Genomic DNA, 9,742 nt, shown 5'->3' on the forward strand with positions numbered 1-9,742 from the left:
GCGTTGCTGCTCGGGTTTAATTTATTCATGAGATGCTGAAAACAAGGCTTCGACTGCGCTCAGCCTGACAAGTCCAGCAAAATATTCTGGACATTACTTCATCTTCAACAACCAGTTACGCACATCGACTTCTTTTTTAATGATATCGCGTAAATCGTCAATTTTTACGCGTTCTTGCTCCATGGTATCCCTGTGGCGGATGGTTACGCTGTTATCTTCCAAAGTATCATGGTCAACCGTGATACAGAACGGGGTTCCATTGGCATCTTGCCTTCTGTAACGTCTTCCAACGGCATCTTTTTCATCGTAAATCACGTTGAAATCCCATTTCAGGTCTTCCACAATTTGTCGCGCTATTTCTGGCAATCCGTCCTTTTTTACCAATGGTAAAACAGCCGCTTTTACTGGCGCCAATACACTTGGCAATTTTAAAACCGTTCGGGTTGTACCATTTTCTAATTCTTCTTCTTGCAAGGAATTCGAGAATACCGCCAAGAACATTCTATCTAAACCAATAGAAGTTTCCAATACGTAAGGCACATAGCTTTTATTTTCCTCGGGGTCGAAATATTGTAGCTTTTTGCCTGAGTATTTTTCATGCTGACTCAAATCGAAATCGGTTCGCGAATGGATACCTTCCAGTTCTTTAAATCCGAATGGAAATTTAAACTCGATATCGGCAGCCGCATCGGCATAATGTGCTAATTTTTCGTGGTCGTGGAAACGGTAATTATCCTCACCCATACCCAAACTCAAGTGCCATTTTAGTCGGGTTTCCTTCCAATGCTCGTACCATTCTTGCTGCGTACCCGGCTTGATGAAAAATTGCATTTCCATCTGTTCGAACTCACGCATACGGAAAATAAACTGGCGCGCTACAATCTCGTTTCTAAAGGCTTTTCCGGTTTGTGCAATACCGAACGGAATCTTCAATCGGCTGGTTTTTTGAACGTTCAAAAAGTTCACAAAAATACCCTGTGCCGTTTCTGGGCGCAAGTACAAATCCATGGCATTTTCTGCGGAAGCCCCTAATTTGGTACCGAACATTAAATTGAACTGCTTCACATCGGTCCAATTTTTACTCCCCGTTAAAGGATCAGCAATTTCCAATTCTTCAATCAAAGCTTTTACATCGGCCAAATCTTCATTTTCCAATGATTGTGCCATGCGCGAGAGCGTGGTATTTATTTTTTCTTGGTAGCCCAACACGCGTTTGTTCGTGCTAACAAATTCTTCTTTATTAAAAGCATCACCAAAACGCTTTGCCGCCTTAGCCACTTCCTTATCTATTTTGGCTTCAATTTTTGCACAATAGTCTTCAATAAGGACATCGGCACGGTAACGCTTTTTGGAGTCTTTATTATCAATCAACGGGTCGTTAAAGGCATCCACGTGCCCGGAAGCTTTCCAAGTGGTGGGATGCATAAAAATAGCGGCATCGATGCCCACTATATTTTCATTCATCTGCACCATGGCGCGCCACCAATAATCGCGGATGTTTTTCTTTAATTCTGCACCGTTTTGTGCGTAGTCGTACACTGCACTTAATCCGTCGTAGATTTCACTACTCTGGAACACGTAACCATACTCCTTTGCGTGAGAGATTACTTTTTTAAATTGATCGTCTTGATTTGCCATGCTGCAAAAATAAAAAACCGCTGTAAACTAATGCGTTTTTTAATTGAAAATAAGTAAGAGTAATTTGGCCAGAAGCAAATATTCTGAAATCAAATAATTTTCAGTAAATTAAAGCATTAAAACAATTCGTGGATTCGTGGCTAATTTTAGATTTACCCAACGTCATTGTACATGCTAAACCCCATCATCAATTTATTTTTCCCAAAAGTATGTGTGGCCTGCCATAATTTATTGGGCGACAACGAGTACACCATTTGCATGGATTGCCGACATGACTTGCCTGTAACCAATTTTCATTTTGATGATAGCGATGTGGTTAAAAAAGTGCTGTACGGCCGTGCGAATATTGAAAACGGCACAGCGCTTTTTCGGTTCGAAAAGAAAGGCAAAGTACAGCAGCTTATTCATAATTTAAAATATCGAGGCCATGAAAACATTGGCTATTTCTTGGGAAACTGGTTGGGCGGCGAACTAAAAACAGTTGAAGCATACCAGCAGGTTGATGCGGTTATCCCCGTACCCATGCACCCTAAAAAGCTAAAAAAGCGCGGCTACAACCAAGTAGCCAAATTTGGACAGCAAATTGCCGAAGCCCTTAACGCCAATTATAAAGATGATGTTTTGATAAAAATTACCAACACCCAATCGCAAACCATAAAAAGCCGCTTTTCGCGGTGGGACAGCAGCAACGAATTATTTGCAATTAAAAACCCCAACAGTATTAAAGGCATGCATATTCTTTTGGTTGACGACCTCATTACTACCGGAGCAACGCTCGAGGCTTGCATTAATGTTTTAAACCAAGCCGAAAACATAAAAATTAGTGTTGCCACCATGGCAATAGCGTAAACGAACTCACGTTATATGTTGAAAAATGTTTAGGTTTCTTCTGTAAGAACTGAAATTTTATTCAAAAAAATGCAAAATTTCATTTCACTTTAGTAACCGCTTCGCTAGCACATAAATTATTTTATTCTGTTTTTTTGTGAATTTCAGAACAAAAAAATTCATGTACTTTTGTTAAAAATTTTTGAACTGTTGATGAGCAAGTCGTTTTTAAACTTTGTTTTGGCCATTTTCATTGGTCTTATTTTAGCCAATTGCGCCAATCGTGGTCGCCCCGAAGGAGGTCCAAAAGACGTTACACCACCTAAAATAATAAAGTCGATTCCCGAAAACTACTCCACCAATTTTAATGGCGATGAAATTGAAATTTATTTCGATGAATTTATCAAAATAAAAGATCTGCAAAAACAGCTCATTATTTCGCCACCAATGAACACCCAACCCAACGTGACCCCTTTGGGCGGTGCGAGCAAGTATATCACCATAAAAATTTACGATACGCTACAGCCCAACACCACTTACGCCTTCAACTTCGGAAACAGTATTACCGACAACAACGAGGGCAACCCGTATCCGTACTACCGTTATGTGTTTTCAACCGGCGATTATATCGATTCGCTTACCGTAAAAGGCAACATTGTTGATGCCCTTTTAAAGCAGCCCGAAACCTTCGTAAATGTGGCACTTTACGAGGTCGACTCCACTTATACCGACTCTATTGTTTACAAAGAAAAACCGAAATACATTACTAACACGCTCGACAGTTTAACAACGTTTACCATTGAAAACATAAAACCCGGAAAATATAAACTTATCGCACTGAAAGACAACAACGGCGATAACAAATTCCAACAAAAGGTGGATCAAATTGCATTTCATGAAGGATTTATTGAAGTACCTACCGACACTTCGTACACCCTAAAATTATTCAAGGAAAATTTAGATTTTAGGGCGACACGCCCCAGATTGATTTCGGGTGAAAAAATTGCTTTCGGTTTTGAAGGCAGTTATGAAAACATGCATATTGATATCCTTTCGGAAACGCCACCAGAGTTTGAATACCGCATCACCAAAGATGAAAAAACAGATTCATTGATGTACTGGTACAAACCCCGTTTGGAAGTCGATTCGCTTAATTTTTTAGTGTCACATCCAACGCTTGAAAAAGAATTCACCGTGCGCATTAGCGAACAAAAACGAGATTCTTTAACCATTAAAACGGTACCTTCGGGCTCTATTGGTATAGAAGAAGATTTAAAAATTATTGGAACAACACCTTTTATTGAATTTAACGCTTCAAAAATCACACTTTTAGACAAAGATTCAACAGCGGTAGATTTCAGCACACGTTTCGACACCATCAACAACACTTATGCCTTCCAATTCAATAAAACCGAAGGTAACAGCTATAAAATGCAAATTCTCCCCGAAGCCTTTACCGGATTTTTCGGAAACAAAAACGACACCATAAATGTATCGTTAAACACCAAAAAAGCTTCATCATTTGGCTACGTACGGTTTACCTTGGCCAATGCCCCGGAATACCCGCTTATTATCCAATTGACAGATAAGCAAGGGAAGGTAGAAGTAGAGGGCTACACACAAGAGCAAGACATGGTCGATTTTTTTAACTTAGACCCTGGCACGTATTCCATAAGAGTGGTGCACGATGTTAACGGCAATCAACTTTTCGATACGGGAAGTTTCCTAAATAAAATTCAACCAGAAAAAGTGAGTCATTTTCAAGATATTGAAATTCGTGCCGATTGGGGAATTCAAGAAACCTTGACTTTTAACTGATACTGAACGTATCGCGGTCGTTTAAGAATTTGAATTTATTGCGATAGGCTTCAACATGCCTTTTTTCTAAGGTAACTATTTCTATTTGTTCTTTTCCGGATTGAAAATCGGCGATGGAGTTCCCCAACACATCAAAAGCACCCGAATGCCCCACATATTCTATATTTATGCCATCAACGCCCACTCGGTTTACACCAATGCAGTAACTCATATTCTCAATGGCACGGGCTTTTAAGAGCGCATCCCAAGCTGAAATTCTAGGTTTTGGCCAATTCGCTACATAAATCAACACATCGTAATCTTCAACATTTCTGGCCCAAACCGGAAAGCGTAAATCGTAACAAACCTGCGGACAAATTTTCCAGCCTTTGAAATCAATAATCACTTTTTCTGTTCCGGCAGTATAGGTTTTGTGTTCGTTCGCCAAAGTAAAGGTGTGGCGTTTGTTGTAGATTGAAATATTTCCAGAAGGCTCGACAAACAAAAAACGGTTATAAAACTTACCATCTTCTACAATCACAAGGCTTCCCGCAATGGCAGCGTTCTTCTTAGTCGCCATTTGTTTCATCCAATTAACCGTTTCGCCCTGCATCGTCTCAGCTACTCTTTCAGCATTCATGGTAAAGCCCGTGGCGAACATTTCAGGTAGTACTACGACATCGACAGGATTGGAAATACCCTCTATTTTTTTGGTGAAGTTCTTCCGGTTTGCTTCGGGATTTTCCCAAACTAAATCAGACTGAACCAATGCTATTTGAAGCTGATTTTGCAAAACTTTTTTATTTATAGTTTTCTTTTGGCTTTGGCGGTTTGTTCTTTCAACTTTTCTATTTTCGAAAGCCATTTTTGTTCGTCTTGAGGTGACAATTTACCTTTCTTTTTTAACTTTTCATACTTTTGCTGGGCACTTTCGTATTTCCCTGTTAATTTTTCATAATTGGAGTGCGCCTTCTCTTTTTGCTTTAACGCTTTTTCAGCCTTTTTTTGTTTCTTTTCGGCTGCCTTTTGTTTTTTCTCTGCTTTTTTTAACGCCTTTTCTTTTTCATTGGCTGCTTCAATTGCTTCTACCTTTTTATTCAATGCCTTTTTTACTTCCAACCGTTCTTCTAAACTTAATGTATTCGTTACATCAACACCATCTTTTAAAACGGCTTCGCCTTTCACGGTATAGATTACGCCATTTAAGGTAACTTCTTGAGCTTGAATCATCAAACCCAAACAAAAAAACAGAGTAACAACTAACAATCTCATAATCTTCTTTTTAAAATTCAACTTACTATTTAGACCCACAATTTAAGGTTTGTCACGCCATTAACGCGCTTTTAACATTATAGCCCGCACAATATTTCGGCAGCTTGTTTTAGGGTATCTTCGGTCTTGGCAAAACAAAAACGCAATACTTTATGGTCGGCATTATCGATATTGAAAACCGACATAGGTATGGAAGCCACGCCGTTTTCAACTGTTAATCGCTTAGCGAAATCCACATCGTTTTCTTGGGTGATTTGGGAGTAATCCAAAACTTGAAAATATGAACCTTTGGCTGGGGTAAACCTGAACCTTGAATCCTTCATTAAATTTAAGAATAAATCACGTTTCTTTTGGTAAAACCCAGGCAATTTCAGGTAATGTTCTGGGCTTTGCATATAATCGGCAATACCTTTTTGCGTGGGATGATGGATGCCAAACACCGCAAATTGATGTACTTTTAAAAACTCGTCCATCAGTGATTTTGGCGCACAGCAATAGCCCACACGCCACCCCGTATTGTGGAAAGTTTTACAAAACGACGACACTACAAAACTCCGTGCTTTTAAATCGGGAAACAAACACGCACTTTGGTGTTTTTCACCATCGTAAATCATATGTTCGTAAACCTCATCACTCAAAACTATAATATTTGTGTTTTTGGTAATTTCCTGTAGCTGAAGCATATCTTCTTTCGAAAGAATACTTCCGGAAGGGTTGTGTGGCGTATTAATAATAATCATTTTGGTTCGGCTGTTCACTTTAGCTTTTACCAATTTCCAATCTACTTTATATCCGTTTGACGCGTTAAGCTGAACCGGAATGGGAATCCCGCCATTTAACTCAACATTCGGCTCATAGCTATCGTAGGCCGGTTTAAAAACAATAACCTCGTCATTCGGTTTAATAAATGTTGAAATAATAGTAAAAATAGCCTGTGTGGCTCCTGCTGTTACAATAATTTCGGTTTCAGGATGATAGCTTGCTCCATAAACCAACTCATATTTTTTTGAAATAGCATTTCGGAGTTCCAAATGGCCTCGCATGGGCGCATATTGATTGTAGCCCGAATTCATAGCCTTGTTGACCAAATCAATTAGTTTTTGGTCGCTTTTAAAATTAGGGAAGCCCTGCGACAAATTAATGGCATTGTGTTTTGCTGCCAAAGCACTCATTACCGAAAAAATGGTGGTGCCCACAAAGGGAAGTTTAGATGAATGTTGCATGCTTAAAACTACACAATTTTCATCTTTATGCAATAAAAAAGGTAGCTCAGAAAATCTAAATTTTACTGATTAAAAATTAATTTTCTGAATGGTCATTTTTGTTATTTAAGGCCTGTTCTATTTTTTGCTGACTTAAACGTTTTGCCTTTCGGAAGTTTTTTATATTATCTTGAAGTGCGTTTTCAATGGATTTCTTTGAATTTTCATAACGGTTTTCCATGGTTTGGATATACGCCAAAGCCTTAACACTTTTTGAAAGATCTGATTTTTCCTTGGTTTCGGCATCATTGAACACTGTTTTTTCTTCCTTATTTTCCTGTTGAAAATCTTCATCTTTCAATTCCATAGATTCTTCTTCAAACCTTCTAAAATCTAAATCAGATTTGAATACTTTTACTACGTATACAAACACAAGACCTACGAAGAAAACCCACAACCAAACCATAACCTCATTGATTTTAAACCTATTATACACTCAAAATAACAAAAACCTTTACAAATAGATATTTTCTTTCGACGAGTAAGTTTTATCTGTAGACCAACGGAGTTAACTACAAGTTAAGTTAATTCATACAACTCCCATTTTTTGTAATAAAAATGATGCGTTCATGTTTTTGCAAACGCCCTTTTTTAGAATGTAATCGAAATGAAGTTCGTCGTTGATGATTTCGGCATCAAAATAATAGTTTTTCACCGCTTCCAATGCCTCTTCAATTTCACATAAACTTAAATCGTGTGTGGCGATAATTCCCGTCGCTTTCGAAGCCACCAGTTTTTCAACAAACTTTCGCGACCCAATAGCTTTATCAGTGCTGTTCGTACCTTTTAAAATTTCATCCAATACAATAAAGTAGGACTCATTCTTCAATGCATCAACAATATATTTTAATCGGGTAAGTTCTGAAAAGAAATACGAACTTTCATCGGTAAGCGAATCGGTGGTCCGCATGCTGGTAATCAATTTTACTGGAGAATATCGACTGGACTCGGCACAAACAGGCAAACCAACGTTACCCATTACAATATGCAACGAAACCGTGCGCAAGAAGGTACTTTTTCCAGCCATATTGGCACCGGTTACGATAAAAAACTGCTCATTTTTAATGGTTAAATCGCTATCGATTCGCTTTTCTTTTTTCAATAGCGGATGCCCCAAGCCTTTAGCTTCAATAGTGGTTGTATTATTGGTTATTTCGGGAAACACAAATTCAGGGTGGTTAAAAGCAAAATTGCCCAACGAATTGTAAGCATCGAAAAAAGCGACGACTTCAAACCAATCGGACACTTTTTCGCCATATCGCTCAATCCATTTTTCAATACAGTAGCTATTTCGCAAATCGGTTAAAAACAACCCATTGCCAAAAATAGCACCGATAAGGTTATTTCTATTATCCAAGGCGTCCAAAGCTCGTGAAAAAGGTTTAAAAATAAGTGAAGCCTTTTCATTTTTCAATTGGATTTGCTGCTGCTTTTCTTTCAATAATGCCGAAGAAAAAGAAGCATTTTCAATTAAATATAACAATGAAGCATATTGACGAAAGGTATCCCGAATTTTATCGGTATTTGATGCTAAAACATTAATCTTTTTTAAATATATCCCAGTAATGGCCAAGCCCAAAACCAACCAATACCCTATAATGCCAAGGTTATTCAAAACTCCGAAAACAGCCAAACCGAATAGCAGCACTGTACCCAAGCCAAACGCCAAGGGCAACCATCGCATAAGTTTTGGCAGAAACGATTGATGTTTTTTAAACCAAGTGGTAATTTGGCTGGCAGGGGTTTCCACACGAACCAAACTAGAGGTGGCCGCATACTTTTGTCTCCACTCCGGATTTGCACTCAATTCTTTTATAACCTCCTGTCTTACTACAATTCCGTTGGCATTGTTGGCTTTTAATTCATCGGCTAATCTTTTAGCGCCTTCGGCACTCATTGTGCGGTTTATACATTGAAAGAACGAACCGCGCCCAAATAAATCGATATCCAAACTGTAAAAATGGTTGGCATCCTGGAACTGTAAGCCTTGCTCCCTATCGAGAAAATGTCCTGATGCTATGCTCAGTTCCGTTTCGTTAATATCTACCAAAGCTTTGTTGAGCGCCCTTTGCCTTTTAACGTCGGTGTATTTTGAAAGCAGAAAAACAAAAACTGAACATCCTAAAACGGCAATAGCCAAAGCCACCTGCCAAGTATTGAAAAACCAATAAATACCTACCGCCGTTGCTACAAAAACCAACAAACGCAAGGCACTCAACAGCACCATCTTTTTCTGGTATTTTTTTACTTGTAATTGATAGGTTTGCGAATGGGTTTTATAATATTCTGAAGGATTATTCATTTTAAGTTTTCTATTTTCTAAACCAGAAGTGTTTCATTTTTCAAATAAACGAAAAAAGCCCTGAAAAACTCAGGGCTCTTTTGGTATTGTAAAATTATAGGGATTTAATTCACTACTATCTTTTTGGTCAGCACGGCATTGCTCTCGGTCCTCAGGCATACCACATAGGTGCCCGTCGCCAAACTGTTCAACCGGATGCCCGTTTCCAGTTGGGCGTTCGATACGCCACTGAGGTCCAGCACTTCGCGCCCGCGCATGTCCACCACCGCCAAGCGGGTAACAGCACTGTCCATATTTTTGGCATAAAACGTTTTGGCTGGGTTTTGGTAATAAGTACGGTTTTTTGTTCCATCGGCCTCTTCTGCACTTAACATTTGCTGTTCGCTCTGGAATACAATTTCCAATCTGTTTTTAAACACCCCAGCTTCTGAACCAAACTGGTAAGCGTCACCTTTTGTAAGATTGAAATATTCGCCGGTTAGGTTGTCGTGCAAATAAATTCTTTGACTTTCTTTAATATTTTCCTTCTCGGATATTATAATTTCGAAAGTGTTATCGCCAGACGATTTCAAGTTTAAAGGCACTACTTTTTCATCGGTAATTTCGCCATAGGCCTGCATAATCATATTTTTTCCTTCCAATG

Annotated in this window: 9 protein-coding genes; 2 read left to right on the forward strand and 7 right to left on the reverse strand. The window is 38.8% G+C overall.

Annotated features, from left to right (window positions below; translation table 11 throughout):
• Positions 1–93: 93 nt before the first annotated feature.
• A complete protein-coding gene (locus tag HC176_RS05330) occupies positions 94–1,638 on the reverse strand; it encodes a glycine--tRNA ligase (protein ID WP_167917138.1) in 1,545 nt (514 codons plus the stop codon).
• Positions 1,639–1,809: 171 nt separating this feature from the next.
• On the opposite strand from HC176_RS05330, the gene HC176_RS05335 reads away from it, so the two are divergent.
• Both HC176_RS05335 and HC176_RS05340 read left to right on the forward strand, forming a co-directional pair.
• Positions 1,810–2,487: a ComF family protein gene (locus HC176_RS05335; protein ID WP_167917139.1), complete on the forward strand. Its 678-nt coding sequence runs from the start codon at positions 1,810–1,812 to the stop codon at positions 2,485–2,487.
• A 192-nt stretch (positions 2,488–2,679) separates the two neighbouring features.
• The gene (locus HC176_RS05340) at positions 2,680–4,284 is read left to right on the forward strand and encodes an Ig-like domain-containing protein (protein ID WP_167917140.1); all 1,605 of its coding nucleotides are present in this window, start codon (positions 2,680–2,682) and stop codon (positions 4,282–4,284) included.
• On the opposite strand, the gene HC176_RS05345 is transcribed toward HC176_RS05340, so the two are convergent.
• The 6 genes from HC176_RS05345 to HC176_RS05370 all read right to left on the reverse strand — a co-directional run.
• Positions 4,277–5,056, reverse strand: a complete 780-nt coding sequence (locus tag HC176_RS05345; RefSeq protein ID WP_167917141.1) for an amidohydrolase — start codon at positions 5,054–5,056, stop codon at positions 4,277–4,279. The genes HC176_RS05340 and HC176_RS05345 overlap by 8 nt on opposite strands.
• A gap of 11 nt (positions 5,057–5,067) precedes the next feature.
• The gene (locus tag HC176_RS05350; protein ID WP_167917142.1) at positions 5,068–5,556 is read right to left on the reverse strand and encodes a hypothetical protein; all 489 of its coding nucleotides are present in this window, start codon (positions 5,554–5,556) and stop codon (positions 5,068–5,070) included.
• Positions 5,557–5,612: 56 nt separating this feature from the next.
• The gene (locus HC176_RS05355; protein WP_167917143.1) at positions 5,613–6,758 is read right to left on the reverse strand and encodes a methionine aminotransferase; all 1,146 of its coding nucleotides are present in this window, start codon (positions 6,756–6,758) and stop codon (positions 5,613–5,615) included.
• Between the two features lie 76 nt (positions 6,759–6,834).
• The gene (locus HC176_RS05360; RefSeq protein WP_167917144.1) at positions 6,835–7,203 is read right to left on the reverse strand and encodes a hypothetical protein; all 369 of its coding nucleotides are present in this window, start codon (positions 7,201–7,203) and stop codon (positions 6,835–6,837) included.
• A 123-nt stretch (positions 7,204–7,326) separates the two neighbouring features.
• Positions 7,327–9,099: a MutS-related protein gene (locus tag HC176_RS05365; RefSeq protein ID WP_167917145.1), complete on the reverse strand. Its 1,773-nt coding sequence runs from the start codon at positions 9,097–9,099 to the stop codon at positions 7,327–7,329.
• 104 nt (positions 9,100–9,203) lie between these two features.
• Positions 9,204–9,742: T9SS type A sorting domain-containing protein (locus HC176_RS05370; protein ID WP_167917146.1), on the reverse strand; the 539-nt coding region annotated here is incomplete at its 5' end.

This window comes from Tamlana crocina, assembly GCF_012037625.1.

Coding starts and splice junctions, on each gene's coding strand:
- HC176_RS05330 (WP_167917138.1), bottom strand. CDS start 1,638: ATGGCAAATCAAGACGATCAATTTAAAAAAGTAATCTCTCACGCAAAG.
- HC176_RS05335 (WP_167917139.1), top strand. CDS start 1,810: ATGCTAAACCCCATCATCAATTTATTTTTCCCAAAAGTATGTGTGGCC.
- HC176_RS05340 (WP_167917140.1), top strand. CDS start 2,680: ATGAGCAAGTCGTTTTTAAACTTTGTTTTGGCCATTTTCATTGGTCTT.
- HC176_RS05355 (WP_167917143.1), bottom strand. CDS start 6,758: ATGCAACATTCATCTAAACTTCCCTTTGTGGGCACCACCATTTTTTCG.
- HC176_RS05360 (WP_167917144.1), bottom strand. CDS start 7,203: ATGGTTTGGTTGTGGGTTTTCTTCGTAGGTCTTGTGTTTGTATACGTA.
- HC176_RS05365 (WP_167917145.1), bottom strand. CDS start 9,099: ATGAATAATCCTTCAGAATATTATAAAACCCATTCGCAAACCTATCAA.